Raw genomic sequence first — 26,755 nt, 5'->3', positions numbered from 1 at the left:
CCGCCGGGTCAGCCCGCGCCGGTCGATCCGCCTGCGCCGGCCGGTGCCGTTCCGCGGCCGATGGCGTGCGCCCATTCCAGGGCCTCGGCCTGGGCCTGGTTGAACAGGGCCGGCGAGAGGTCGGGGTGGGCCTGCAGGGCCTGGGCCAGCCCTTGCAGGTTGCCGCTTTCGCTGGCCTGCGCCAGGGCCAGCAACTCGCCCAGCAGCCCGGCGCCGTCGCGCAGGGCCTGGTCGATGGCCGGGGCCAGCCGCAGCGGGCCGAGGATGTCTTCCATGGCCAGCCCCACCACGGCGGGCATGAGCGACATCATCCCCACCATGAAGGCACCATCTGCCAGGCCCGCATCGCGCGGACGCAGCAACTGGGCCGCCGATTCCATGAGCCGGCCGCGGGTGGCGGCCATCAGCAGCAGGGGGCTGGCCGTGCCACCCCGGGCATCGGCGGCAAACAGCAGCAGTTGCACCCAGCGCTGCAGGTGGCGGCGGCCCAGCACCTGGATCACGTCGCGCAGCGAGGTGACCGCGCGCGTGGCCCCGGCGCCTGCGGCGTTGGCCATGCGCAGCAGGTTCATGGTCAGGCCGGGCTCGGGCTTGAGCGTTTCCTCCAGCGCACCGCTGTCGGCATCGGCGCCCAGCTGACCCATCAGCCGGATCAGCGTGTGCTGCGAATGACCCAGGCGGCGGCCGGCGATGATCGTCGGCCGCGCGAAGTGGTAGCCCTGGAAGAGCGAGAAGCCCAGCGCCAGGCAGGCGTCGAACTGCTCGCGCCGCTCCACCTTCTCGGCCAGCAGCAGGACCGCCGGTGCCGCCGCGCGGAGGCGCCGCACCAGCGGAGCCACGGCATCCGCGGCGAGGGGCAGCAGGTCGACCTTGACCACGCGCGCCAGCGGCAGCAGGGCGGCCGTGCGGGCATCGAAGTCCACCACGTCGTCCAGCGCCAGCGTGAAGCCCGCCTCGCGCAGGTGCAGGCAGCGCTGCAGCACGGCTGGCGTGGCGGGGACCGACTCCAGGATCTCCAGCACCACCGCCTGGCGGGGCAGCAGCTCCAGCACGTCGCTGAAGAGCAATTGGGTGTCGACGTTGATATAGGCGGGATGACCGTCCAGGGCATGGGCCATGCCCAGTTCGGCGAAGGCGTTGACGATCACCGTGGCCGTGGCCTGGGCGCCGTCGAGCACCTGGGCACCCGCGGCATGGCCACTGCGGAACAGCAGTTCATAGGCGTGCAGTTGCTGGTCCCGTCCCAGGATGGGCTGGCGGCCGATGTAGAGGGCCTCCGCGGCGTCGTGGCGCATCTTTTAGTGAATTTTTCTTAAAGGATCGTAAGCGTTTGCGCCCGGGGCGGCCTGGCACGCCCGCCTAAAATCCTTCGATGCTTACCGTCAAACAGGACCTTCTGGCGGCGCTGGCCCAGGTGCTCGAGCAATTCGAGCCGGGCGCCGGCAGCCGGGCGGCCTTCGAATCCCCCAAGGTCGCCGCCCATGGCGACCTGGCCTGCACCGCGGCCATGCAATTGGCCAAACCCCTCAAGAAGAACCCTCGCCAGCTCGGCGAAGAGCTGCGCAATGCGCTGCTCGACACGCCTGCGTACGCGCGCTGGGTCGATGCCATCGAGATCGCCGGCCCCGGCTTCCTCAACATCCGCCTCAAGCCGGCCGCCAAGCAGCAGGTGGTGCACGAGGTGCTCGACGCCGGTGCCGCCTTCGGCAGCCAGCCGGTGCGCCCGGACGAGAAGGTGCTGGTCGAATTCGTCTCGGCCAACCCGACCGGACCGCTGCACGTGGGCCACGGCCGGCAGGCCGCGCTGGGCGACGCCATCTGCAACCTGCTGACGACGCAGGGCCAGGCCGTCCACCGCGAGTTCTATTACAACGACGCGGGCGTTCAGATCGAGACGCTGACCAAGAGCACGCAGCTGCGCGCCAAGGGCTTCAAGCCGGGCGACGACTGCTGGCCCACCGACCCTGACAACCCCGCCAGCAAGGCCTTCTACAACGGCGACTACATCCAGGACATCGCCGACGACTTCCTGGCGAAGAAGACCGTCCGCGCCGACGACCGCGAATTCACCGCCAACGGCGACGTCAACGACACCGAGAACATCCGCCAGTTCGCCGTCGCCTACCTGCGCAACGAGCAGGACAAGGACCTGCAGGCCTTCAAGCTGCGCTTCGACCAGTACTACCTGGAGTCCAGCCTGTACACCAGCGGCCGGGTCGAGGCGACGGTGAACAAGCTGATCGAGGCCGGCAAGACCTACGAGCAGGACGGCGCCCTGTGGCTGCGCTCCACCGACTACGGCGACGACAAGGACCGGGTCATGCGCAAGAAGGATGGCACATACACCTATTTCGTGCCCGACGTCGCCTATCACATCGCCAAGTGGGAGCGCGGCTTCCACAAGGTGGTCAACATCCAGGGCACCGACCACCACGGCACCATCGCCCGGGTGCGCGCCGGCCTGCAGGCGGCGGGTGTCGGCATTCCCGAGGGCTACCCCGACTACGTGCTGCACACCATGGTGCGCGTGGTGCGCGGCGGCCAGGAGGTCAAGATCAGCAAGCGCGCCGGCAGCTACGTCACGCTGCGCGACCTGATCGAATGGACCAGCACCGACGCCGTGCGCTTCTTCCTGCTCAGCCGCAAGCCCGACACCGAATACACCTTCGACGTCGACCTGGCCGTGGCTCAGAACAACGACAACCCGGTCTTCTACGTGCAGTACGCCCATGCGCGCATCTGCTCGGTGCTGGACAGGGAAGGCGTGGACGCCGCGGCGCTCAAGGGCACCGAACTGGCGCCGCTGGCCACCGAGGCCGCCCAGCCGCTGATGCTGCTGCTGGCCAAATACCCTGAGATGCTGGCCGCCGCCGCGCGCGACTTCGCGCCGCACGACGTCACCTTCTACCTGCGCGAACTGGCCGCGGCGTACCACAGCTATTACGACGCCGAGCGCATCCTGGTGGACGACGTGCCCACCAAGCGCGCCCGCCTGGCGCTGGTCGCCGCCTGCGCGCAGGTGCTGGCCAACGGCCTGTCGGTGCTGGGCGTCAGCGCGCCGCGCAAGATGTGAGAGCCCGCACAATCCCACCCCGGCGCGCCGGTGGCGCTGCAGCAGCAAGGCAATCCATGAGATCCAGACAACAGGGCAATTTCGCCATCGGCCTCATCGTCGGGCTCGTGCTCGGCCTGGGCGTGGCGCTCGGCGTGGCGGTGTACGTCACCAAGGTGCCGATCCCGTTCATGACCAAGACCCAGCCCCGCGCCGCCGAGCAGGACGAGGCCGAGGCCCGCAAGAACCGCGACTGGGACCCCAATTCGCCGCTGTATGGCAAGCAGCCGTCCAAGCCGCCGGCCACGCCGGGTGCGCCGGCCGGCGGCAATCCGCCCGTGACCACCGCCCCGCCGGTGCCGGCCATCGCCGCCCAGCCTGGCACCCCGCCCCAGGCCGCCACGCCGCCGACGGCCGTCACGCCGGCCATGCCGCGCGCGCCGCAGGCAGCCAATCCGCCGCCCTCGGCCGATCCGCTGGGCGACCTGGCCCGCGCGCGCGCCGGCCTGCCCGCCAGCGGCGGCGATGCGGCGTCCGACCCCTTCGTGTACTTCGTGCAGGCGGGTGCCTTCCGCACCAGCGACGACGCCGAGGCCCAGCGCGCCAAGCTCTCGCTGATGGGCGTGGAGGTGCGCGTCACCGAGCGTGAGCAGGCCGGCCGTCCCGTCTTCCGGGTGCGCGCGGGTCCGTACAGCAAGAAGGACGACGCTGACCGGCTGAAGGAACGACTGGACGGCGCCGGCTTCGACGCCGCCCTGGTGCGCGTCCAGCGCTGAGTGCCTTGCCCTGTTGCCGTCGGGCGCGGCAGATCGCCGGAACTCGCTGCCGCCCGACGTGCTCTGTGTCTGCATCCCTGTTGGAGAAATCGCTTGAAACGTCGTGACTTTTCGCTGGCCGCCGCGGCCGTGACGCTGGCCCCCCTGGCCCCCCTGGCGGCCCATGCCCAGACCCCCGCCTCCGCCTTCAAGGCCGGCAAGGACTACGTGACGCTGGGCAAGCCGGCCCCGGTCGATGCGCCGGCCGGCAAGGTCGAGGTGGCCGAGTTCTTCTCGTACAACTGCCCACACTGCGCTGCCTTCGAGCCCAAGCTCGAACCCTGGATCAAGAAGCTGCAGCCCTACGTGGCCTTCCGCCGCATCCCGGTGCCCTTCGTGGGCAACGACGTCGAGACCAAGCAGAAGCTCTACTACACGCTCGAGGCCATGGGCAAGGTCGACGAGTTCCAGATGAAGATCTTCCAGGCCATCCACGTCGACCGCCAACGCATCTTCGGCGACGCCGCCGTGATCGAGTGGGCCGGCAAGCAGCCTGGCCTGGACGCCAAGAAGTTCGAGGAAACCTTCAAGTCCTTCGGCGTCGCCGGCAAGGCCAAGCGTGCCAGCCAGATGACCGAGGCCTACCAGGTGGCCGGCGTGCCCGCCTTCGGGGTGGCCGGCCGCTACTATGTGGACGGCGACTTGGCCGGTTCGCTCGACCGCGCCCTGCAGATCGTGGAGGCCCTGGCGGCCGAATCGCGCAAGGGCTGAGCCGACGCCCCGCCCCAGCGCCCCGGCCCGCTTCGGCGGGCCTTTTCATTGCGGGTGTGCCGCGCGCCCTGCCGACGGTGCGCGCTACCGGAATGCAAGCGCGGGACATTCACCGCGGCCGCCGGTTTGAGACAAAGCCGGGCCTACAATCAAGAGCAAGTTCCGTGCCTTTATGACCCATCCCTCGCACTCCACGATCTCCCTTCCCTGGCGCCGCCTCGGCCGTGCCATGGTCCTCGTGGCCGCGCTGGGCCTGGCCGCCGCGGCCCAGGCCGAGAAGGCCGACCGCAACCAGCCGATGAACATCGAGGCCGACTCGCTGCGCTATGACGACCTGAAGCAGACCAGCATCTTCACGGGTCGGGTGGTGGTCACCAAGGGCACGCTGCTCATCCGCGGCACCCGCGTCGAGGTCCGGCAGGACCCGGAGGGCTACCAGTACGGCGTGGTCACCGCCGACCCGGGCCAGCGCGGCTACTTCAAGCAGCGCCGCGATGGCGGCAACGACGAGTGGATCGAGGGCGAGGGCGAGGTCATCGAGTACGACGGCCGCGCCGACACCGTCAAGTTCATCCGTCGCGCCGTCATGCGCCGGCTGACCGGCACCACCGTCACCGACGAGACCTCCGGCCCGCTGATCACCTACAACCAGACCAACGACACCTTCACCGTCAATGGCGCCCCGCCGCCGCCGGGCGGCACCCAGCAGCCGGGCGGCCGCGTGCGGGCCATCCTGTCGCCGCGCAGCACCGAGCCCACGCAGGTGCCGGCCCCCGGCCCGCGCACCGGCGCGCCGCTGCGCCAGAGCGGCTCGCTGTCGGGCCAGAACGGGGGCAGCCGGTGAGCGTCGCGGTGCCGGCGGGCGGCAGCCGGCTGCAGGCGCGTGGCCTGCAGAAGAGCTACGGCAGCCGCAAGGTGGTCAAGAACGTCTCGCTCGACGTGCAGAAGGGCGAGGTCGTCGGCCTGCTGGGCCCCAACGGCGCCGGCAAGACCACGTCCTTCTACATGATCGTCGGCCTGGTGCGGGCCGATGCTGGCCAGATCAGCATCGACGGCGAGGCCGTGGAGCACATGCCCATCCACCGCCGGGCGCGCATGGGCCTGTCGTACCTGCCGCAGGAGGCGTCGATCTTCCGCAAGCTGACGGTGCAGGAGAACGTGCGCGCCGTACTCGAACTGCAGGAAGAAGCCGATGCCCGCGGCCGCATGGCGCCCCTCTCGCGCGATCGCATCGAGCAGCGCCTGTCCGAGCTGCTGGCCGACCTGCGCGTCGACCACCTGCGCGACTCACCCGCCCTGGCCCTGTCGGGCGGCGAGCGGCGCCGGGTGGAGATCGCCCGTGCGCTGGCCACGCAGCCGCGCTTCATCCTGCTGGACGAGCCCTTCGCCGGCATCGACCCCATCGCCGTGATCGAGATCCAGCGGATCATCAGCTTCCTCAAGGAGCGCGGCATCGGCGTGCTGATTACCGACCACAACGTGCGCGAGACGCTGGGCATCTGCGACCACGCCTTCATCATCAGCGACGGCCAGGTGCTGGCGCAGGGCACGCCCTCCGAGATCGTCGACAACGCCGAGGTGCGCCGCGTGTACCTGGGCGAACACTTCCGGATGTAGCCAGGGTGCCTGTTTCCGCGTTCCGTCCTACCGGCATCTCTCCTGTGCTGCCCATGGTTGCGCAATCCGTGGGAGGCCGGCCATGAAGCAGGGCCTGTCGCTGCGCGTCTCGCAGCATCTGGCGCTCACGCCCCAGCTGCAGCAGTCGATCCGGCTGCTGCAGCTCTCGACGCTGGAGCTGAGCCAGGAGGTCGAGCAGATGCTCGACGACAACCCCTTCCTGGAGCGTCTGACCGAGGAGGCGCCGCGCGAGGAGTTCGGCCTGGAGGCGGCCGACGCCCCGGTGCCCCGCGACGAGCGCGAGGACGGCACCGACTACGCCGCGACGGCCAGCGCCAGCAGCACGTCGAGCAGCAGCAGCGACACCGCCGTGGCAGAGGCCGACGCGCCCGCCACCGAGAGCGTCGACGCCGAGCCCGACTGGGACGGCGACGGCACCGTGGAGTTCTCGCCCGACGACAGCGAATGGGGCGGCGACGCCCCGGCGCGCAACAACAGCAGCAGCCAGGACGACGACGAGCGCGCCGACGCCACCGAGCTGGCGCGCAGCCAGGAGTCGCTGCAGGCCCACCTGCACCGCCAGGCGCTGTCGCTGCGCCTCACGCCCGAGGACTCGGCCGCGCTGCGCTTCCTGATCGAATCGCTCAACGACGACGGCTACCTGGAGGATTCGCTCCCGGCCCTGGCCTCGGCCCTGGCCGGCGACGACAACGACGAGTTCGACGAGTTGATCCACCACTTCCAGGTGGCGCTGGGCCTGCTGCAGAGCCTGGACCCGCTGGGCGTGGGCGCGCGCGACCTGGGCGAATGCCTGGCCATCCAGCTGCGCGCCGGCGCCGACGCGGACGACAGCGACGAGGAAGACCAGGTCCGCAAGGTCGCCCTGGCCATCTGCAAGCAGCCCATGGACCTTCTGGCCAAGCGCGACTTCAAGCGCCTGGCCGTGCTCACCCGCAGCAACGAGGACCTGGTGCGCCAGGCGTCGCAACTGATCGCGCGGCTGGAGCCCAAGCCCGGGCGGCGCTTCGTCGATGTGGAGCGGCACGTGATCGTGCCCGACGTCATCGTCACCCGCAGCGGGCGCGGCAGCAACATCAAGTTCCGCGTGCAGCTCAACCCCGACGTGATGCCGCGGCTGCGCGTGCACGACATCTATGCCGGCGCGCTCAAGTCGCACAAGGGCGAGGGCAGCCAGGCCCTGAGCCAGCGGTTGCAGGAGGCGCGCTGGTTCATCAAGAACATCCAGCAGCGCTTCGACACCATCCTGCGCGTGTCCAACGCCATCGTGGAGCGGCAGAAGAACTTCTTCATCCACGGCGAGCTGGCCATGCGCCCGCTGGTGCTGCGCGAGATCGCCGACGAACTGGGCCTGCACGAGTCGACCATCAGCCGGGTGACCACTGCCAAGTACATGTCCACGCCCTTCGGCACGGTGGAGCTGAAGTATTTCTTCGGCTCGGCCCTGGGCACCGAGACGGGCGGCAATGCGTCCAGCACGGCCGTGCGGGCGCTGATCAAGCAGTTCGTGGGCTCGGAGAACGTCAAGAAGCCGCTGTCGGACAGCCAGATCTCGGACATGCTCAAGGAGCAGGGCATCGAATGCGCCCGCCGCACGGTGGCCAAGTACCGTGAGGCGCTGCGCATCGCGCCGGCCAACCTGCGCAAGGCGCTTTAAAGAGCCGCCGCGTTCCTGGCCCGTGCGCGGGCCGGGGCTTCCGATCGGCGTGCCGGCGAATCGCGGTGGCCGGCCACCTCATTTTTTCGGACGACGAAGCCGTGAACGAACTGATCCTTTTCCTGCCCTGCGCCGCCGGCGTGGAAGACCTCCTGGCCGCCGAGGTGCATGCCATCACCGGCCGCAGCGGCGACGACCTGCGGGTGCTGCGCGGCGGTGTGCGGGTGATGGGCGCCTGGCGCGACGTGCAGGCGCTCAACCTCAAGAGCCGGCTGGCGCAGCGGGTGCTGGTGCAGCTGGCGCACCGGCCCTATCGCAGCGAGGCCGACCTGTACGAAGCCGCCTCGGGCATCGCCTGGGAGATGTGGTTCCAGCCGCGCCAGACCTTCAAGGTCGAGCTCACGGCGCAGGGCAGCCCGCTCCAGAGCCTCAACTTCGCCACGCTCAAGATCAAGGACGCCATCGCCGACCGCTTCCGCGCCCGCGCCGGCGGCGTGCGGCCCAGCGTGGAGACGCGCTTTCCCGACGTGCGCGTCTTCGCCCACCTGACGGCCGAAGAGGTCACGCTCTACATCGACACCAGCGGCGAGCCGCTGTTCAAGCGCGGCTGGCGCGTGGACAAGGGCGACGCTCCGCTCAAGGAGACCCTGGCTGCGGCCATGCTGGCCGCCAGCGGCTGGTGGGATCCGGAGACCGGTGCCGTCTCCGACCAGCCGCTGTACGACCCCTGCTGCGGCAGCGGCACCATTCCCATCGAGGCCGCGCTCCTGGCCGCCGGCGTGCCGGCCGGTGCCTCGCGGCGCTTCGGCTTCGAGGCGCTGCTGCTGCACCGCGCCGAACTCTGGCGCGCGATGCGCGAGGAGGCGCTGGCTCCCGCCGACGCGCGCGCTGCGGGCTCGGTGCGGGTCTTTGGCAGCGACGTGTCGCACCGCATGGTCGACTTCGCGCAGCGCAATGCCGAGCGCGCCGGCGTGGCCGACCGGCTGCAACTGCGCGGCGGTGACGCGCTGCAGCGCATGCCCCCGGTCGAGGGCGGCGGCGTGATCCTGCTCAACCCGCCGTATGGCGAGCGCATCGCCGTGGGCGGCGTCGCCGGCGCCAACGCGGGGCGGCGCGGGCCGGGCGGGCGCGAGGTGGCGCAGACCGAATCGGGCGCCGACGGCGGCGATGACTTCTTCCCGCAACTGGCCACGCACTGGAAGCGCAATTTCGCGGGCTGGACGGCCTGGGTGCTCACGCCCGACATGAAGCTGCCGCAGCGCATGCGCCTGAAGGAGTCGCGCCGCGTGCCGATGTGGAACGGCCCCATCGAATGCCGGCTGCTGCGCTTCGACATGGTGGCGGGTTCGGCGCGCACGGCGCCAGCGGCATGACGCCGCGTCAGGGACGCGCGCGGTGAGCCGCATGGCGGCGGACATGGGCGGGCCGGTCTCGTCGGCTGCGGGCGGTGCCGAGGTGGATGCCGCTGCGCAACCCGAAGTGACCGCCGTGGTCATCGACACCAACATCGTGCTCGACCTCTTCGTCTTCGACGATGCTGCCGCCAGGCCGCTGCGTGCGGCGCTGGAGGCCGGCCAGCACCGGTGGCTGGCGACGGCCCCGATGCGTGTCGAGCTGGCCCGCGTGCTGGACTATCCGCAGATCGCGCCGCGGCGGGCCTTCTACGGCCTGTCGGTGGACGACGTGCTGGCCTGTTTCGACCGGCATGCGCAGCTGCAGCCGCCTGCGGCCAAGGCGCCCTTCACCTGCGCCGACCCGGACGACCAGGTGTTCATCGACCTGGCCGTGGCGCACCGGGCGCGGCTGCTGAGCAAGGACAAGGCCGTGCGGGCGATGCGCAAGCGGTTGGCGGGGCTGGGCGTGGAACTCTGGCCCTGAGTCGCTGCGCTGGCTGTGTGGGTTGCGTGGGTTTCGTCAGATGTGTGGGTTGTGCGGACGCACCTGCGATCGGGGCGCTAACCCGGCAGAGGGTGCCGGCATGCGCGCTCCCGGTGCACGCTCGCGCTGACCGGCTTGTCGCGCAAGCGGGGTGCTCGCTCTCCACCGACGCGCCTTGCACACTGCACGGCGCCGCGAATGGCACCTCCGCACGCACACCGGCACCCTCCGCCTTGACGCTGCGCGCGAACGGCCGGGTTCGGCCGCCCGGGTCCTAACTCCGTTCGCCCTGAGCTTGTCAAAGGGCAGAAGGGCGCGGGGCGCATGTGCCCGGCGCTGCTTGACTCGCCTGTGTGCTGCCCATATGGGCGAGGCTTCGACAGGCTCAGCCCGAACGGGTTGGGTTGACCGGCCGGCATTGTCTCCAGGACCCCAGGACCCCAAGGGCCCACGACCCCACGACCCCACGACCCACGACCCACGACCCACAACCCCACAACCCCACAACCCCACAACCCCAAGGGCCCCAGGACCTCAGGACCTCAGGAGCCGAAGGACGCAAAGGACTCGAAGGACTCAAAGGACTCAAAGGACCAGGACCCAAAGAATGCCAAGGCCCGGAAAACGGGAGGGCTCGGGCGCAGCGTCGAGGCGGAGGATGACGGTGTGCGTGCGGAGGTGCCATTCGCGGCGCCGTGCAGTGCGCAAGGCGCGTCGGTGGAGAGCGAGCACCCCGCTTGCGCGACAAGCCGGTCGGCGCGAGCGTGCACCGGGAGCGCGCATGCCGTCGTCCTCTGCCGGGTTACCGTCCCAGCCGCTGATGCCGCTGATGCCGCTGATGCCGCTGATGCCGCTGATGCCGCTGATGCCGCTGATGCCGCTGATGCCGCTGATGCCACGGATACGCATGGCGATCCCGACGTCGCCAAGCCCCCGTAACGGCGAAGCTCAGAGCAGCACCGGCAGGTCCGGCAACTCGTTCATGCGCCGCGGCGCCTCGGCGTCGTCCTCGGCCGGAAAGTGCGTCACCAGCAGCGCCGAGACCTCTTCCAGCGCCTGCGTCAGCCCGTCCTCGAAGCGGCCCTCGCGGAAGGCGCCCTTCATGCGCTGCGCCATGGCGGCCCATTCGGCGGCGTCCACATGGGCGTCGATGCCGCGGTCGGCCAGGATCTCGATGGCATGGTCGGCCACCAGCAGGTAGATGAGCACGCCGTTGTTCTGCGCCGTGTCCCACACCCGCAGCTTGCCGAACAGCGTGACGGCTCGGTCGCGCGCACTGGCGCCTCGGCGGATGTAGCTCCACGGCAGGCCGGCCTCGACGCAGATGCGCACCTGGCCCGTGTGGCGCGCCTCGCTGGCCGCCACGCGTCGGCCCAGGCGCTCCACGGCCTCGGGCGGCAGCAGGCGCCGAACGTCGTGCTCGTCGTGCCAGCGGTGGCGCCACAGGCGCGCCAGGCGGGCCATGAGGCCGGGGCGCGGGGTCTGGGGAGTGTCGGTGTTCGTCGTCATCACCAGTCTCCCGAGGCGCCGCCGCCACCGAAATCGCCCCCACCGCCCGAGCTGAAGCCGCCGCCGGAACTGCCGCTGCTCCAGCCGCCGCCTCCACTTCCACCACCGGACCAGCCGCCCGACCAGCCGCCGCTGGAGCCGCCGTGGCCCCCAAGGCCGGAGCCTGCGCGGTGGCCCGTCACGAAGGCGAGCACCAGTGCGGCGACCGTCGCCAGCGCGGCCACCACCAGGCTGGTGGTGACGATGAACACCGCCACGCCAGCCAGCCCGCCGGTGGCCAGCGGCCCCAGCTTGTTGCCCAGCAGGCTGCGCAGGAGCGGGCCGCCCAGCACCACGCCGAAGAAGACAAAGACCGCCAGGTCCTCCCAGTCGACGTCCAGCAGGCCTTGCCTCTGCACAGTGTGCGACTGGGGCATCGGGAGCGGCAGGGCCTCGTTCTCGATGCGCGCGATCAGCGCATCGGCGGCGGCCTCCAGGCCGCCGGCGAAGTCGCCGGTGCGGAAGGCCGGCTTCATCTGCTGATCGACGATGCGGGCCGCCGCCAGATCGGGCACGGCGCCTTCCAGCGTCTTGGCCACCTCGATGCGCATGCGGCGCTCGTCCTTGGCCACGATCACCAGCACGCCGTCGCCGACCTCGCGGCGGCCGATCTTCCAGGCATTGGCCACGCGGTTGGCATAGGCCGCGATGTCCTCGGGCGCCGTGGCCGGCACCATCAGCACCACGATCTGCGAGCCCTTGCGCTGTTCGAACTCGGCCAGCTTGGCATCCAGCGCCTGCGCCTCAGTGGTCGTGAGCGTGCCGGTCTGGTCGATCACGCGTGCCGTAAGCGCAGGCACCGGCAGCAGGCCCTGCGCCCAAACGGCCGCCATGAAAGCCATGTTCAGGCACAGCGCGGCCAGTACAGCCCAGAAGGCATGCCAGACCGCGCCGCGCCCCAGGGGCGCAGCGAAGGCGGGGAACACCGCGGAACCGGCTTTGCCGGGCCGCTGGTGTTGCCCCCTGGAAGGGGGTTGGCGGAGCGACACGAAGTGCGCGAAGACTGGGGGTGGGCCTATTTTTTGTTGAAGTCCACCACAGGCGGCTTGGAGATCTCGGCCTCGTTCTGCACGCTGAAGTTGGGCTTGGGTGCGTAGCTGAAGACCTTGGCCGTCAGGTTGGTGGGGAAGCTGCGGGCCAGCACGTTGTAGTCCTCCACCGTCTGGATGTAGCGGTTGCGGGCCACCGTGATGCGGTTCTCGGTGCCCTCGAGCGTCACGCGCAGGTCGCGGAAGCCCTGGTTGGCCTGCAGCTGCGGATAGCGCTCGGCCACCACCATCAGCCGCGACAGAGCGCTGGAGAGTTCGCCCTGCGCCTGCTGGAACTTGTTGAAGGCCTCGGGGTTGTTCAGCGTCTCGGGCGTGACCTGGATCGAGGTGGCCTTGGCCCGGGCCTCGACCACGCGCGTGAGCGTCTCCTGCTCGAAGTTGGCCTCGCCCTTGACCGAGGCCACGATGTTGGGCACCAGGTCGGCGCGGCGCTGGTACTGGTTGAGCACCTCGCTCCAGGCGGCCTTGCTGGCTTCGTCCAGGCGCTGGAAGTCGTTGTAGCCGCAGCCCGAAAGCAGGGTGGTGGCGGCAAGAAGAAGGGCGCAAAGCCAACGGGTCATCGAACCTCCTTGAAAAGCATGGACGGCGGTGCGGCTGGGCGGACGGCAAGGAAGCGCCGTGCGCCGCGCACCCCCGTGGAGCGGCGACAGTAGCATAGGCCGATGGCCCTCGACCCCCTCCAAGCCCTGCAGGCCGCCAGTCGGCCGATGGCGCGTCCGCCTGCCCTCCAGACACTGCTGATCGCCGGCGCCACCGGCCTGCTGGGGGCCGAGCTGGTCCATCGCCTCGGTGGCGGGGGCGGCTATGCCCGCGTGGGCGTGCTGGCCGGCCAGCCCTTGCGCGAGGGGCTGCGCGGCATCCAGCCGGTGGTGGTGCCGGACGACCGGCCGCCCGCCGAATGGCCTCGCCTGCAGGTGGACATCGGCATCGTCGCCTTCGACCCGCCGCGGCTGCACCATGGCCGCGAGCGGGCGCTGTGGGCGGCCGACCCCGCGCAACTCCTGGCCATCGCCATCTGGCTGCGCGCCTGCGGTGCACACACGCTGGCCGTGGTGCAGCCGCACGACGCGGGCCGTCTGCCCGATGCGCTCAAGCGCGGCCTGGCCAACCTCGACGAGCATGCGCTGGCCGGGCTCGGCTTCGAGCGCCTGCTGCTGTTTCGCGCCGCGCGCAAGCCGACGGACTTGGTGCGCGGCCTGCTCCCCGGGCTGGCGCACTGGATGCTGTCGAGCCTGCGTTTCATGGTGCCGGCCACCGACCGGCCGGTGCGCGCCGTCAAGGTGGCCGAGCTGCTGGACGAGGCGCTGCGCATCGCGCCGCCCGGCATGCATGTGGCCGCGCCGGAGGTGGTGTGGGCCGCCTCGCAGCAGGACGCCCGCACGGTCGCCGCGCGCTGGCTGCTGGGCGAGGCGCCCGATGGCAGCGACGCGCCGCGGCCCGCCCGTGATGCCTGGAAGTCGCCTTAGTCAGGCGACGCCGCCGAACCAGCCCCTCAGCCGAAGCGCAGCGTGCGCAAGCCCACGCTGCGGTCGATCCACACCACCGCCGCCAGCGTCAGCACGATGCTCACCGTGGACACGGCCGCGGCCGTCGGGTCGAAGTCCCAGCGCAGGTAGTCGAAGAGCTGCAGCGGGAGCGTGGTCATGCCCACGCCCTTGAGCAGCAACGACATGTTGAACAGATCGAAGGAGATCACGAAGGCGAACAGCGCGCCGGTGATCAGGCCCGGCTTGATGAGCGGCAGCGTCACGCGCGCGAAGGCCCGCACCGGGGAGGCGCCCAGGCTGCGTGCCGCCTGCTCCAGCGAGGCGTCCTGGTTGTAGAGCGCCGAGGCCACGTTGGTGAAGACGTAGGGCAGCGTCACCAGCACATGGCCCACCACCAGCCCGAACACCGTGCGCGTGCCGATGCCTGTCGCGTACAGGAAGAACAGCAGGGCAATGGCGGTGAGGATCTCCGGCAGCATCAGCGGCATCATGAGCAGCAGGCGCAGCGCCTCGCGCGTGCGGGTGGCATGGCGCACCACGTACAGCGCCGCACCGGTGCCGATCAGCGTGGCGCCCACGGTGGCCGCAGCGGCCAGCGCTAGCGAGGTGCCCATGGCCCGCATGAAGCCCTCGTTGGCGAACAGCGCGCCGAACCAGCGCAGCGACAGGCCCTGCGGCGGGAAGGTCAGGAACTCGCCCGCATTGAGTGACATGAGCACGATCACCACGATCGGCAGCAGCAGGAAGGCGTACACCGCGCCGATGAAGACGCGCAGCAGCGCGTCCATCACGCGGTCGGCTGCCATCGATCCGTGGTTCATGCCAGTCCCCTAGAAAGCCGGCGCGTCAGCCGCGCATAGGCGGCCACCGCGAGCATGCCGCAGGCCGTGAGTACCAGCGCCTGCGCGGCGCCAGCCGGCCACTGGAAGTTGTCGATCAGGCTCTGCACCACCAGCACCGACACCGTCTTGACCTGCGCCCCGCCCAGCATGACCGGTGTGACATAGGCGCTGAGCGTGAGCACGAAGACCAGCACCGTGCCGGCCTGGATGCCGGGCCACGACAGCGGCAGCGACACGCGCAGGAAGGCGCGCAGCCGCGAGGCACCCAGCGAGCGCGCGGCGGCCTCCAGGCTCGGGTCGATGCCCTGGATCACGCCCACCAGCGGCAGGATCATGAAGGGCAGGAACACGTGGACGAGCGCGATCGTCACGCCCAGGCGGTTGTTCATCAGCTGCAGGCCGGTGTCGATCCAGCCGAGGTCGATCAGCGCGCGGTTGATCACGCCGTTGCCCGACAGCAGGATCAGCCAGCCGAAGCTGCGCACCACCACGCCCACCAGCAACGGCGAGAGCACCAGCACATACAGCAGCCCCGCCCAGCGCGAGCGGCTGCGCGCCAGGTGGAAGGCCACCGGATAACCCAGCAGCAGGCAGATGGGCGTCACCGTCAGGCCCAGCAGCAGCGTGTCGCCCAGCACGCCGAGCAGGTAGCCGTCGGTCAATACGCGCGTGTAGTTGCCCAGCGTGAAGCCCGCGCCGTAGGGCGCCCCGACGGCCGGCGGGCGCAGGCTCATCAGCACGATGTTCAGGTAGGGCAGCAGCAGGAAGACGCCCAGCAGCACCAGCGCGGGGGCGATCAGCCAGAAGGCGCGGCTGCGCGGCGCGGACGCCGCCGTGGCGGCGGGCAGCGCGGTGGGCGCGGCGAGCGTTGACGCGCTCATCCCGGAATGACCCAGGCATGCCCGGGCTCGAAGGCCAGGCCGCAGTGCGCGCCTTCGGGCATGCGTCCGCCGGGTGGCGTCTGCACCAGCAGGGTCTGGCCGCCAGCGGCCTCCACCACATGCTCGACCGTGCTGCCCAGGAAGTAGCTGCGTGCCACACGGCCCGCATAGGGGCCGTCGGCACGGAAGTGGATGGCCTCGGGCCGCAGCGTCACCTGCACGGCCTGGCCGGGTTCGAGCGCTTCGTGGAAGGCGGCCTCGACCGGGCCCAGGGCGGTGTCGACCGCATGCACCGGCCGCGGACCGGGCCCGGGCACGATGGCGCGCACGCGCCCTTCGATGAGGTTGGAGCGGCCGATGAAACGGGCCACCTCCACACTGAGGGGCCGCAGGTAGATGGCCTCCGGCACGTCGAACTGCTGCAGCTGGCCGCCTAGCATCACGGCCACGCGGTCGGACATGACCATCGCCTCGGCCTGGTCGTGCGTCACATAGAGCGTGGTGATGCCCACGCGGCGCTGCAGGTCGCGGATGAACACCCGCATGTCCTCGCGCAGCACGGCGTCCAGGTTGGCCAGCGGCTCGTCCAGCAGCAGCAGGCGCGGCTCGATCACCAGGGCGCGTGCCAGCGCCACGCGCTGCTGCTGACCGCCGGAGAGCTGGCGCGGAAAACGCTCGGCCAGCGCCCCCAGCTGCACCATGCCCAGCACCGCCTCGACCCGGCGCGCGATCTCGGCGCGCGGCACGCCGCGCATCTCCAGGCCGAAGGCCAGGTTGCGCCGCACCGTCAGGTGCGGAAAGAGCGCGTAGTTCTGGAACACCATGCCGATGTCGCGCTTCTCGGGCGGCAGGCCGGTGATGTCCTCACCGTCGATGCAGATGCGCCCGGCCTCCGGATGCTCGAAGCCGGCCACGCAGCGCAGCGTGGTGGTCTTGCCGCAGCCGCTCGGGCCCAGCACGGAGATGAACTCACCCTCGCGGGTGGCCAGGTCCAGCGAATGGATGGCCACATGGCCGGCATAGCGCTTGTGCAGCCCCTCGATGGACAGCCGCGTGGTGCGCCGGCCGGCTGTGCGCGCGGTGGACATCGCCGCCTCGGGCGGCGCGGACAGGACCGCGCTCACTTGATTTCCCGGTTCCAGCGATCCGTGATCGCCGGCAGCTGCGGGTTCACCTTCGCCCAGTCGAACTGCACGATGGAGGACATGGCCTTGCCGCTGATCGGCACGTCGGCGGCCAGCGCCGGCTCCAGCTTCACCTGCGTGTTGGTGGGCGAGGTGAAGAACTCCTTGGCCATCGACTCCTGCACCTCGGGCCGCAGGATGAAGTTGAGGTACTGGTAGGCCGCTTCCTTGTCGGGCGCGTGCTTGAGGATGTTGAAGGACTGCTCGAAGGCCACCACGCCTTCGCTGGGCACCACCATCTCGACCGGCACGCCCTTCTTCTTGAGCGCCACGATCTCGGGGAAGTCGATCACGGCCACGGTGACGTCGCCGCGCGTGAGCATGGTCGACAGCGTGCCGCTCCAGTCGGCCTGCTGGAAGGGCAGCAGCTTCTTGATCTCGACGAAGGCGCGGTCGATGGCGTCCTGCGAGCCGCCGTAGATCTTGGCGGTCATCAGCAGGAACAGCATGGCCGCCGTGTTGCCGATCTGGTAGAGGCCGATCTTGCCCTTGAACTCGGGGTTGTTCCAGAGATCGGCCCAGGACTTGGGTGGCGTCTTGACCAGGTCCTTGCGGTAGCCGATGCCGATGGTGGAGACGATGCCGCGCACGCCGTTGTCGCCCGGGTTGCGCATGTTGGGGTAGACATGGGCCAGGTTGGGCACCTTGGCGGCGGGGATGGGCTCGAAGTAGCCCTCGCCGCGCACCACGCTGGCGATGTTCTCGTTGACCATGAGCACGCTGTAGGGCGGCTTCTCGATGCCGGCGGCGCGCAGGTTGGCGATGAAGTTCTTGCCCAGGCCCACATCCAGCGTCGGCTTGACGCCGCTGATCTTCTCGAAGGCGGGCATCAGATCGGTGCGCCAGAACTTCTCCCAGCGGCCACCGTAGGTGTTGATCACCAGCGGCGCGGCTGCGAGGGAGGGGAAGGCGGGCAGGCCGAGGGCGGCGGCGGTGCCCAGGCCACGGGCCAGCAGGTCGCGGCGGTTGATCGGAAAGGTCATGACAGCACTCCGGAACATTGAGGGAAGAGGGCGCGGCCTTCAGGCCACGGCGGCAGGCTCGGCGGGCTTGCGGTAGTCGTAGTTGCGGTTGAGCCGTTCGAGCAGGTAGTCGCCGTAGCGCACCGGCGGGTGCTGCGGCGGATGGGCCGCATCGGTGCAGGTGGGCAGGCATTCGATGAGCGTGTCCATCGACGGATCGAGGAAGTAGGGCAGCGAGTAGCGGTCGCCGCCCGAGCGGTTGATCACGCGGTGCGGCGTGGAGACCAGGCGGCCGTTGGTCCAGCGCGCCAGCATGTCGCCCACGTTGAGCACATAGGTGTCGGGAATGGGCGGTGCCTCGATCCAGTCGCCGCCGCGTGGGCGCACCTGCAGGCCGCCGGAGTTGTCCTGCGCCAGCAGCGTGATGATTCCGTAGTCGGTGTGCGGGGCGGAGCCGATCTGCTCGTCCTCGGCGGGCGGCTGCGGCGGATAGTGCAGGGCGCGCAGGAAGGTGGTGGGGTGGGCGAAGTGGTGGTCCAGTGCCGTGGCCGGCAGGCCCAGCGCCAGCGCGATCAGGCGCACGATGTGGCGGCCCAGCGCATCCACCTCACGCACGTAGGCCAGCATGGCGGGCTTGAAGCCCGGCAGCCAGTCGGGCCACTGGTTGGGGCCCTGCATGGGCAGGCCCGCGAGCAGGCCGGGGTCGTCGGGCGGCAGCTCGTGCATCAGCATCAGCGACTCGCTCATGTTGGGCCGCGTCACCTTGGCCACGGTGGAGGTGACGATGGTGGAGCTGGCCATGCCCATGTAGCCGCGGTGGAAGGCGTTGATGGCCAGAGACTGCTTCTGCGCCAGCGTCGATGCATGGAAGTCGCGCGATGCGGCGAAGGCGGCCTCACGCGTGGCGGGCGCCACGTTGTGGCCGGCGATGTAGGCGAAGCCGATCTGGCTCAGGGCCTCGAACAGTTCGCGTGCGCGCTGCTGCGCGGCGGGGGCATCGGCGTCGAGGCTGCCCTGCAGGTCGACGATGGGAATGTGCTTCATGACAGGGTCTTGTCCAAAGGGTTGAGGGCGCGCTGACGCCACACGGCCAGCAGGTCGGCCGAGGTCATCACCAGCCCCAGGTGCAGCGACACCATGGCCAGGGCGGCCTGCTCCAGCGGTTCGTCGGTGCCGCGCACCAGGTCCTGCAGCACGATCACGCGGTAGGTGCGGTTGTTGGCATCGAAGGCGGTGTTGAGCACGCAGCAGTCGGTGAAGCCGCCGTCGAGCACCACGGTCTCGATGCGCTGGTTGCGCAGCAGGAAGTCCAGGTCGGTGGGATAGAAGGCCGACAGGCGGCGCTTGTTCTCCACCTTCAGGTCACCGGGCTCGACGCGCGTGACCCACTCGGTCCAGGGCGAGCCCTCGATGGCATGCGCGTCGGCATTGGGGATGGTGCCCACATGCAGCGGAAAGGTGCGCCGCCAGGCGGCCGGGATGCCGCCGATGTCGTCGGCGCCGCCCTCGCGCAGCACCGACTTGATGTGCACGATGCGCCCGCCCAGCGCGCGCACCTGGTCGTGGAAGGCATCGATGGGGGCCACCACGTCGCGCGCCCGCGGGGCGGGGCAGGGGCAGTCGGGCGAATCGTCCAGGTGGCCGCGGTGCATGTCGATGGAGAGCACGGCGGTGCGGGACAGGTCCAGGTAGTCGGCGAACTGGCCCGGGTCCAGCTCGCGCGGCTGGTTGTAGACATAGGCGCGCATCAGCGTCGCTCCTCTCGCAGATAGGGTTGGCCCAGGGCGCCCGGCTCGTCGTGCACGGCCTGGCCGCCGCGGCGCGCCAGCGCCACCCACACCATCACGCCCAGCGTGACGACGTAGGGCGTCATCAGCACGAAGTACTGCGGCAGCTGCACGCCGGCGGCGGCCAGCTGCGGAATCAGCGCCTCGATGCAGCCGAAGAGCAGCGCACCCGCCAGCGCCCGCCAGGGCGACCAGCGCGCGAAGATCACCAGCGCCACCGCGATCCAGCCGCGCCCGCCCGTCATGCCCGCGATCCACAGCTTGGTGCCCACCACCGAGATGTAGGCCCCCGCCAGCCCCACCAGCGCCGAGCCCGCCACCACCGCGCCGAAGCGCCACAGCGGCACCGAGATGCCGGCCGCATCGGCGGCCTGCGGGTTCTCGCCCACCGCGCGCAGCCGCAGGCCGGGCGTGCTGCGATTGAGCCAGTGCACCGCGGCCCAGAACAGCAGCGGCACCAGGTACACGATCAGGTTCTGGTTGAAGAGGCGGCCCACCAGCGGCAGCTCGGACAGCAGCGGGATCGGCAGTGCCCCGAAGCTGCTCACCGGCTTGTTGGTCCAGTCGAACACCGTGCCCAGCAGGCTGGTCAGGCCCTGGCAGAAGAAGACCAGCGCCAGCCCGGCAATGACCTGCTGGATGCGCAGCACGATCACCATGAAGGCGAAGAGCAGCGACACGACGGCCGCCGCCAGCATGGCCAGCGGCAGCGCGATGGCCGCGTCGTGAAAGGCCAGCATGGCGCCGATGCCGGCCAGCGCGCCGACCAGCATCAGCCCCTCGGCGCCCAGCGACAGCACGCCCGCGCGCTCGCTCAGGATCAGGCCGAGCGCGGCCAGCGCATAGGGCACGGCGAAGTCGGGCGCATTGCCCAGCCAGTTGGTGGCGATGGCGAGCAGGTCCATGTCAGCTGCCTTTTGCGGATGCGATCCGCCGCAGGCGATGGCGGATGAAGAAGTCCGACGAGGCGACGCAGATGACCAGGATGGCCTGGATCAGCTGCACCATCGCGAAGGGGATCTGGTAGAAGACCTGCAGGTTGCGGCCCGCCACGAAGAGCATGGCGATCAGCACCGCCACCACGCTGGCCGCGAGCGGGTTGTTGCGCGCCAGGAAGGCGATCAGGATGCCCGAGAAACCGTAGCCTACGTAGAAGGCCTGCGTGAGCCGGCCTTCCTGCCCCGTCACCACGACGAAGCCGGCCAGCCCCGCCAGCGCGCCCGACAGCAGTACCGCCGTGAGCACCATGCGCGCCACCGGCACACCCAGGGCCCGCGCCACGCGCGGGTTGGCGTCGACGAAGCGCAGGTACAGGCCCGCGCGGCTCAGGCCCGTGAACCAGGTGGCCAGCAGCGCGGCCAGCACGGCCAGGCCGATGGCCGCGGTGCTGACGTTGCCGAACCATTCGGGCAAGCGCTCGAAGGCGCGGAACTGCGGCGAGTAGGGAAAGGAATCCTTCGGATCCTTCCAGGCGCCGTAGACCAGGTGCAGCAGGAAGTTGCCCGCCACGTAGTTGAGCATCAGCGAGGCGATGATCTCGTTCACGGCCAGCCGCAGCTTGAGCAGCGCCGGCGCCAGCGCCCAGAGCATGCCCATCGCCATGGCCACGGCGCCCATTAGCGGCAGCCGCAGCGCGGCCGGGCCGATGTCGAACATCGACACCGCCGTCGCGCCGATGGCGCCGAAGATCATCTGGCCTTCCAGCCCCAGGTTCCAGAAGCGGGCGCGGAAGGCGATGGCGGCGCCGATGCCCACCAGGACCATGGGCGCGGCCTGGAAGAGCACGGCCAGCAGGCTCTGCCGATCCACCAGCGTCTGCATGATGAACTCGTTGAGCAGCTCGTCGGCCGGCACGCCCGCGGCCACCAGGATCGCGGCCGAGATGGCCAGCCCGACGACCACCGCCAACGCGAGGATCAGCGCCTGCCGGGGCAGGCCCATCTGCTGGCGCAACTCCAGCGTGTAGCGGCGTGCGAAGAGCGGCACGTGCCGCGCGCGTGCTTCCGGGGCGGCAGCGTCGAGCGCGGCATCAGTCATGGTTCACCATGGCTTGGCCGACCGCCTGGCGGTCGGCGGGTTGATCGAATTCGGCCACGATGCGTCCGCGCGCCATCACGCCCACGCGGTCGGCCAGCGCGAGCACCTCGTCCAGGTCCTCGCTGATGAGCAGCACGGCCGCGCCAGCGTCGCGCGCGGCGCGCAGCCGCGCATGCACCTCGGCACCCGCGCGCACATCCAGGCCGCGGCTGGGGCTGTGGGCCAGCACCAGCCGCGGCGCGCGGCCGAACTCGCGCGCCAGCACCAGCTTCTGCGCATTGCCACCCGACAGCAGCGCGGCCTTCTGGTTGAGGTGCCGCACGCCCTGCACGTCGAAGGCCTGCACGGCCTCGCGCGTGTCGGCGGCCATGCGGGCGCGGTCCAGCCGCCAGGCCGGGCCGTAGCGGCCGGCCTGTACCTGGCCGATGCCGAAGTTCTCCACCACCGACAGGCCGCCCGCGAGCGCGAGGCCGTAGCGGTCCGCCGGGATGGCGGCGAAGTGCGGCAGGCGGCCAGTCGCGGCCCCGCCTTCGCCTGCCAGCGCAATCGTGCCTTCCAGCCCCTCGGCCATGCCCATCAGCGCCTCGGCCAGTTCGCCCTGGCCATTGCCGCCGACGCCGGCCAGGCCGTAGATCTGGCCGGCGTGCAGGGTCAGGTCCACGCCGTCCAAAGCCTGCCGGCCGTTGGCGTGCAGGCGCAGGCCGCGGACGGTCAGCAGCGGCGCGCCGCCCATCGCGGGCTCCCTGGCCGCCGTGCTGGCCGCGACCGACTGGCCGACGGTCAGGCGCACCAGCTCTTCGATGGGTGTGGCCTTGGGGGCCACCGTGGCCACCGTACGGCCGCCGCGCATCACCGTCACGCGGTCGGCCCAGGTCTTCACGTCGGACATCTTGTGCGTCACCAGCGCCACCGCGGCGCCCTGGCGCGACAGCGCATGCACCGTGGCCAGCAGGCGCTCGGCCTCCTGGTCGGTGAGCACGGCCGTGGGCTCGTCCAGGATCAGGATGCGCGCGCCCGCCAGCAGCACCTTGAGGATCTCCACGCGCTGCTGCTCGGCGATGGAAAGGCGCTCCACGCGCGCGCGCGGGTCGATGGCGAAGCCCAGCTCGGCCGCCCGTGCGGCGATCTCTTGCTCCAGCTGCACCATGCGCCGCCGGTGGCTGCCCTCGGCGTGCGCGAGCGGATGCCCCAGCAGGATGTTCTCGGCCACCGTGAACGGCCGCACCAGCTTGAAGTGCTGGTGCACCATGCCGATGTGCAGCGCCGCCGCCGCGCGCGGCCCTGCCAGCCGCACCGGGTTGTCGTCCACCAGCAGCTCGCCCTGCTCGGGCGCATACAGCCCGGCGGCGATGTTCATCAGCGAGGACTTGCCCGCGCCGTTCTCCCCCAGCAGCGCATGCACCTCACCCCAGCGCGCAGCAAATGACGCGTCCATCAGGGCCTTGAACCCATCGAAGGACTTGTGGATACCGACAAGGCGCAGCGCGTCAACAGTCATCAGCGTATGAAGAGAAAAGGGACTGCCGGCAGCCGCCGCGGAACTGGCTTCGCCAGGCCGCAGGCGGCGCCCCCGGATGGGGGTTGGCGGAGCGCAAAGCGCGGAGCCTGGGGGAGAGTCACTTCTGCGTGACCACGCCCTTGACGAACCAGTCCATCTTCCAGAGGTCCGCATCCGACAGCACGGCGCCTGCGGCCACGCGCTCCTTGCCGTCGCGGTCCTTCAGCGGGCCGGCGTAGACCTGCTTGCCCTTCAGGATGGCGTCGCGCTCGGCCTGGATGACCTTGACCTTGTCGGCCGGCACGGCCGCGCCGAAGCCGGCGATGTCGGTGCCGCCGCCGCTCATCGGGATGAAGGCGCCGTAGGGCTCGGGCTTCCAGTTGCCTGCGATGATCTTCTTGAGCTCGGGCACCAGGAAGCGGTCCCACACCCACACCGACGAGCACAGCGTGGCCTTGGGCGCGAACTGCCGCAGGTCGCGGTGGTGGCCGGTGCCGTACACGCCGCGCTCCTGCGCCACGATCTGCGGCGTGGGCGAGTCCACGTGCTGGCCGATCACGTCGGCGCCCTGGTCGATCAGCGCGGTGGCGGCGGCGCGTTCCTTGACCGGGTCGTTCCATGTGCCGGTGTAGATCACGTTCACCGTGGCGTTGGGGTTCATCTTCTGCGCGCCGAGCGCGAAGGCGTTGATGGTCCAGTTCACCACGCCGAAGGGGTTGGCGGCCACGAAGCCCAGCTTGCCCGTCTTGCTGGCCGCGCCGGCGGCCATGCCGCACAGGTACTGGCTCTCGTAGGTGCGGCCGTAGAAGGATTCGAGGTTCGGCCCGTTGGTGGTGCCCGAGCCGTTGAGGAAGGCCACCTTGGGGTACTTGGCGGCCAGATCCTTCATGGCGTCGGACTGGCCGAAGGCGGTGCCGATCACGATGTTGGCGCCGCGCGAGATGAAGCGCTCGGCCGCCGGCTTGATGACCGAGGCGTCCTCGCCCACGTTCTCCACGAACTGGATCTTCTGGCCGAGGGCCGCCTCGATCTTCACGCGCGCCTCGTCGAAAGCCTGCGTCCAGCCACCGTCGTTCTTGGGGCCGTAGTACAGCATCGCGATGACGGGCTTGCCGCTCAGGCTGAAGCCGGCCTGGGCATAGGCGGTGCCGGCCGACAGCAGCACGGCGGCGCCGGCCAGGGCCACGCTCATGCGGGGAAAGCGCTTGGACAACATGGAGACCTCCAGGAGGAAGGAAGAGGGGGGAGAGGAAGCGGAAGGGTGAAAAAGCACGAACAGTGCCGCCCCGGCGCCGGCCGGTCGGGCGGCGGGCGCGTCACATCATGAAGTTGATGCGGAAGACGTTGCCCTCGGGGTCGAGCAGCACCGCCTGGTACCAGTTGTAGTAGGTGACGTACGGTGGCTTGATGAGCGTGGCGCCGGCCTCCAGCGCGACGGGCACCATGCGGTCCACGTCCTCGCGGCTGTCGACGTCGATGTTGAGCAGGAACTTGACGCCCTTCGTGTCCGAGAACTCGGCCAGATGCAGCAGCTCGTAGGCATCGAGGGCGTTGAAGCCCAGGCTGCTCTTGCCCGTGTCCAGCCCGCGGAAGATGGGCGAGCGGATGGCCTCGATCTCCGGGAAGCCGAACACGCGCTGGTAGAAGCCACTCAGCGCGACCACGTCCTTGGCGAAGACGTTGACGTAAGACAGGTGTGCCATTACTTGGTGCCACCGAAGGTGGTTTGCTTCACGAACTTGGACGTGAGGTGATCGCCGGAGGAAATCGGCGCGTACTTGGCCTTCTCGCCCGGCGCCAGGCAGGTGGGCAGGCACTCGACCATGGCGTCGTAGTTGGGCTGGTGGAAGAACACCAGCGACTGCCGGCGGTTGGTCTGCGCCACCTCGAAGGGCGGGTTGACCACGCGGTGCATGGTGGAGACCCACTGGTCGTTGGTCCACTGCATCATCAGGTCGGCGATGTTGACCACCAGGCCGCCTTCGACCAGCGGCACGTCCACCCACTCGCCCGCCTTGTTCTGCACCTGCAGGCCCTTGTCGTCGGGCAGCACGATGGTCAGGCTGCCGTAGTCGCTGTGCGCGCCGGCGCGCAGCTGGCCGGGCAGCGGCGCCTCGCGCTGGGGCGGGTACGACAGCACGCGGAACATGCTGATGTGCTTGTCGATCTTGTCGTCGAAGTAGGTCTCGGGCAGTTCGAGCGCCAGCGCGAAGATGCGCATGAGCGAGCGCGAGAGATCGCTCATGGCCTCGAAGTACTGCTCGTAGGCTTCGCGGAAGCCGTCGATGGGCGGCCAGCTGTTGGGCTCGAAGTGCGGGCCGGCGGCGGGGCCGCGGTGGTACTCGTCATTCGGCACGTTGGAGGGGCCGATGGAGAAGGATTCCTTCAGGTCGCCGGGCGAGGCCTCTTCGAGGCTGTACGACAGGCCTTCTTCGCCCACCGCGCTGTAGCCGCGCACTGCGTCGTCGCGCGGACGGTCCACCTTGCGCTTTTCCCCCAGCGGCATGTCGAAGAACTGCCGCGAGAGGGCCGAGACGCGGGCGATGAGTGCCGGGTCGATGCCATGGTGCGTGATCACCAGGAAGCCGATGCTGCGGCAGGCCTCGTCCACCTGGCGGGCCAGCGCGGCCTTCTCCGCGGCCGTGCCCGAGAAGTAGGGCGCGAGGTCGATGATGGGAACGGTCATCAGGGTCATGGGGCGTCTCGATGCACGGAAGAGGTACTGCAGAGCCCGTTTGCAACGACCGTGCCAGTTGGACCAAATGGACAAACGCCGGCCGGGCTGCGTACGATGCGCCGCATGCACGCCATTCGGCCGCGCTGCGGTGTCTTGGTGCAGGTCAAGACAAATGAGCGGTGCGCGAAGCCCGTTGCTGGTGCGTGCAGGCTGGTACGCGATTCGCAATGGCCGGTACAGGCGGGCCGTTGCCGACCCCAACGACACACGCCCACAACAATGAAAGGAAAGGGAAGCCCGATGGCCAGACCACCCGCGGCGAAGAAGAAGGCGCCGGCCGAGGTGCGCAAGCGCAAAGCAGAACCCGTGGGCACGAAGGCGGCGCCCGCAGCCGGCAAGCGGGCCGCACGCCGGCCGCGGCAGGCCGAGGACAAGCGCAGCGTGATCCTGTCGGCCGCGCTCGGCCTGTTCTCGCGTTATGGCCTACACGGCACCAGCGTCGACCAGGTGGCCGCACGCGCCGATGTCTCCAAAAGCAACCTGCTCTATTACTTCGCCAACAAGGAAGAGCTGTATGTGAGCGTGCTGCGCGAGCTGCTGCAGGTGTGGCTGGAGCCGCTGCGCGGCTTCAGCGCCGAGCAGGATCCGCGCGAAGCCATTGCCAGCTACATCCGCCGCAAGCTGGTGATCTCGCGCGACCAGCCCGATGCCTCACGTCTGTTCTGCCTGGAGATGATCCAGGGCGCGCCGCTGCTGCACGAAGAACTGGCGCTGGAGCTGCGCACGCTGGTGGAACGCAAGTCCGAAGTGATCGCCGAATGGGTGCGCTCGGGCCGGCTGCGGCCGGTGGCGCCGCATCACCTGATCTTCGGCCTCTGGGCGCTGACGCAGCACTACGCCGACTTCGCCGTGCAGGTGCAGGCCATCGCCGGCCGCACGCTGCAGGACGCGGCCTTCTTCGAGGAGACGGTAGAGAACGTTCAGCGCCTGGTGCTGGATGGAATCAGTGCGCCCCCAGCCGAGGCCATGGCGGCGCCGCTGGCCGCTTGAGGCCG

General features: G+C 70.1%; 27 protein-coding genes. 10 read left to right on the top strand and 17 right to left on the bottom strand.

What is annotated here, in order from left to right; genetic code table 11:
* Positions 1–8: 8 nt before the first annotated feature.
* Complete coding sequence (locus ACT54X_RS13450) at positions 9–1,295, bottom strand: EAL and HDOD domain-containing protein (RefSeq protein ID WP_294367892.1); 1,287 nt, start codon at positions 1,293–1,295, stop codon at positions 9–11.
* Positions 1,296–1,372: 77 nt separating this feature from the next.
* On the opposite strand from ACT54X_RS13450, the gene argS reads away from it, so the two are divergent.
* The 8 genes from argS to ACT54X_RS13410 all read left to right on the top strand — a co-directional run bounded on the left by argS (position 1,373) and on the right by ACT54X_RS13410 (position 9,748).
* Positions 1,373–3,073, top strand: coding sequence for an arginine--tRNA ligase (argS, locus tag ACT54X_RS13445; protein ID WP_354320461.1), 1,701 nt, complete (start codon positions 1,373–1,375; stop codon positions 3,071–3,073).
* 56 nt (positions 3,074–3,129) lie between these two features.
* Positions 3,130–3,828, top strand: a complete 699-nt coding sequence (locus tag ACT54X_RS13440; protein WP_294367897.1) for an SPOR domain-containing protein — start codon at positions 3,130–3,132, stop codon at positions 3,826–3,828.
* Positions 3,829–3,921: 93 nt separating this feature from the next.
* Entirely contained in the window at positions 3,922–4,578 is a 657-nt protein-coding gene (locus ACT54X_RS13435) for a thiol:disulfide interchange protein DsbA/DsbL (protein ID WP_294367899.1), read from the top strand.
* Positions 4,579–4,750: 172 nt separating this feature from the next.
* A complete protein-coding gene (gene lptA / locus ACT54X_RS13430) occupies positions 4,751–5,422 on the top strand; it encodes a lipopolysaccharide transport periplasmic protein LptA (RefSeq protein WP_294367902.1) in 672 nt (223 codons plus the stop codon).
* Positions 5,419–6,195 (top strand): LPS export ABC transporter ATP-binding protein, encoded by a 777-nt coding sequence (gene lptB / locus ACT54X_RS13425; RefSeq protein WP_476346974.1) that lies wholly within the window; start codon positions 5,419–5,421, stop codon positions 6,193–6,195. Before lptA ends, lptB begins: the two co-directional genes overlap by 4 nt.
* Before the next feature lie 82 nt (positions 6,196–6,277).
* Positions 6,278–7,870 carry an RNA polymerase factor sigma-54 gene (locus ACT54X_RS13420; protein ID WP_476346972.1) on the top strand — a complete coding sequence of 531 codons (1,593 nt, stop codon included), beginning with the start codon at positions 6,278–6,280 and terminating at the stop codon, positions 7,868–7,870.
* A 101-nt stretch (positions 7,871–7,971) separates the two neighbouring features.
* On the top strand, positions 7,972–9,243 hold the full coding sequence (locus ACT54X_RS13415; protein WP_476346971.1) for a THUMP domain-containing class I SAM-dependent RNA methyltransferase: 1,272 nt from the start codon (positions 7,972–7,974) through the stop codon (positions 9,241–9,243).
* A gap of 31 nt (positions 9,244–9,274) precedes the next feature.
* Entirely contained in the window at positions 9,275–9,748 is a 474-nt protein-coding gene (locus ACT54X_RS13410; protein WP_354320469.1) for a PIN domain-containing protein, read from the top strand.
* A 585-nt stretch (positions 9,749–10,333) separates the two neighbouring features.
* Here ACT54X_RS13410 and ACT54X_RS13405 read toward each other — a convergent pair.
* The 4 genes from ACT54X_RS13405 to ACT54X_RS13390 all read right to left on the bottom strand — a co-directional run bounded on the left by ACT54X_RS13405 (position 10,334) and on the right by ACT54X_RS13390 (position 12,905).
* Positions 10,334–10,657: a hypothetical protein gene (locus ACT54X_RS13405; RefSeq protein WP_476346969.1), complete on the bottom strand. Its 324-nt coding sequence runs from the start codon at positions 10,655–10,657 to the stop codon at positions 10,334–10,336.
* Positions 10,658–10,696: 39 nt separating this feature from the next.
* Positions 10,697–11,257, bottom strand: a complete 561-nt coding sequence (locus tag ACT54X_RS13400) for a TPM domain-containing protein (protein WP_476346967.1) — start codon at positions 11,255–11,257, stop codon at positions 10,697–10,699.
* Positions 11,257–12,129 (bottom strand): TPM domain-containing protein, encoded by an 873-nt coding sequence (locus tag ACT54X_RS13395; protein ID WP_354320456.1) that lies wholly within the window; start codon positions 12,127–12,129, stop codon positions 11,257–11,259. Before ACT54X_RS13395 ends, ACT54X_RS13400 begins: the two co-directional genes overlap by 1 nt.
* A gap of 182 nt (positions 12,130–12,311) precedes the next feature.
* Entirely contained in the window at positions 12,312–12,905 is a 594-nt protein-coding gene (locus ACT54X_RS13390) for a LemA family protein (RefSeq protein ID WP_076507396.1), read from the bottom strand.
* Between the two features lie 102 nt (positions 12,906–13,007).
* On the opposite strand from ACT54X_RS13390, the gene ACT54X_RS13385 reads away from it, so the two are divergent.
* Positions 13,008–13,811, top strand: coding sequence for a Rossmann-fold NAD(P)-binding domain-containing protein (locus tag ACT54X_RS13385; protein ID WP_476346964.1), 804 nt, complete (start codon positions 13,008–13,010; stop codon positions 13,809–13,811).
* A 26-nt stretch (positions 13,812–13,837) separates the two neighbouring features.
* On the opposite strand, the gene ACT54X_RS13380 is transcribed toward ACT54X_RS13385, so the two are convergent.
* The 12 genes from ACT54X_RS13380 to ACT54X_RS13325 form a co-directional block, all read right to left on the bottom strand.
* A complete protein-coding gene (locus ACT54X_RS13380) occupies positions 13,838–14,653 on the bottom strand; it encodes an ABC transporter permease (protein ID WP_476346962.1) in 816 nt (271 codons plus the stop codon).
* A complete protein-coding gene (locus ACT54X_RS13375) occupies positions 14,650–15,555 on the bottom strand; it encodes an ABC transporter permease (protein ID WP_294367926.1) in 906 nt (301 codons plus the stop codon). The genes ACT54X_RS13380 and ACT54X_RS13375 overlap by 4 nt, the downstream gene beginning before the upstream one ends.
* Complete coding sequence (locus ACT54X_RS13370; protein WP_476346961.1) at positions 15,552–16,679, bottom strand: ABC transporter ATP-binding protein; 1,128 nt, start codon at positions 16,677–16,679, stop codon at positions 15,552–15,554. The genes ACT54X_RS13375 and ACT54X_RS13370 overlap by 4 nt, the downstream gene beginning before the upstream one ends.
* Entirely contained in the window at positions 16,676–17,722 is a 1,047-nt protein-coding gene (locus ACT54X_RS13365) for an ABC transporter substrate-binding protein (protein ID WP_294367929.1), read from the bottom strand. Before ACT54X_RS13365 ends, ACT54X_RS13370 begins: the two co-directional genes overlap by 4 nt.
* A 39-nt stretch (positions 17,723–17,761) precedes the next feature.
* Positions 17,762–18,745 carry an isopenicillin N synthase family dioxygenase gene (locus tag ACT54X_RS13360; protein WP_476346959.1) on the bottom strand — a complete coding sequence of 328 codons (984 nt, stop codon included), beginning with the start codon at positions 18,743–18,745 and terminating at the stop codon, positions 17,762–17,764.
* Positions 18,742–19,449: a cysteine hydrolase family protein gene (locus ACT54X_RS13355; protein WP_476346957.1), complete on the bottom strand. Its 708-nt coding sequence runs from the start codon at positions 19,447–19,449 to the stop codon at positions 18,742–18,744. The genes ACT54X_RS13360 and ACT54X_RS13355 overlap by 4 nt, the downstream gene beginning before the upstream one ends.
* A complete protein-coding gene (locus ACT54X_RS13350; RefSeq protein ID WP_294367935.1) occupies positions 19,449–20,393 on the bottom strand; it encodes an ABC transporter permease in 945 nt (314 codons plus the stop codon). Before ACT54X_RS13350 ends, ACT54X_RS13355 begins: the two co-directional genes overlap by 1 nt.
* Position 20,394: 1 nt before the next feature.
* On the bottom strand, positions 20,395–21,525 hold the full coding sequence (locus ACT54X_RS13345; RefSeq protein WP_294367938.1) for an ABC transporter permease: 1,131 nt from the start codon (positions 21,523–21,525) through the stop codon (positions 20,395–20,397).
* Positions 21,518–23,023 carry an ABC transporter ATP-binding protein gene (locus ACT54X_RS13340; RefSeq protein WP_476346955.1) on the bottom strand — a complete coding sequence of 502 codons (1,506 nt, stop codon included), beginning with the start codon at positions 23,021–23,023 and terminating at the stop codon, positions 21,518–21,520. Before ACT54X_RS13340 ends, ACT54X_RS13345 begins: the two co-directional genes overlap by 8 nt.
* A 118-nt stretch (positions 23,024–23,141) precedes the next feature.
* Positions 23,142–24,239 (bottom strand): BMP family ABC transporter substrate-binding protein, encoded by a 1,098-nt coding sequence (locus ACT54X_RS13335; RefSeq protein ID WP_476346953.1) that lies wholly within the window; start codon positions 24,237–24,239, stop codon positions 23,142–23,144.
* Positions 24,240–24,339: 100 nt separating this feature from the next.
* Entirely contained in the window at positions 24,340–24,726 is a 387-nt protein-coding gene (locus tag ACT54X_RS13330; protein WP_076507423.1) for a VOC family protein, read from the bottom strand.
* On the bottom strand, positions 24,726–25,718 hold the full coding sequence (locus ACT54X_RS13325; protein WP_476346951.1) for an isopenicillin N synthase family dioxygenase: 993 nt from the start codon (positions 25,716–25,718) through the stop codon (positions 24,726–24,728). The genes ACT54X_RS13330 and ACT54X_RS13325 overlap by 1 nt, the downstream gene beginning before the upstream one ends.
* Positions 25,719–26,000: 282 nt before the next feature.
* On the opposite strand from ACT54X_RS13325, the gene rutR reads away from it, so the two are divergent.
* A complete protein-coding gene (gene rutR / locus ACT54X_RS13320) occupies positions 26,001–26,750 on the top strand; it encodes an HTH-type transcriptional regulator RutR (RefSeq protein ID WP_294367955.1) in 750 nt (249 codons plus the stop codon).
* Positions 26,751–26,755 lie beyond the last annotated feature (5 nt).

This window comes from Pseudacidovorax sp. DMC4, from assembly GCF_056314265.1.
This window is presented reverse-complemented; position numbering and strand designations above follow the sequence as displayed.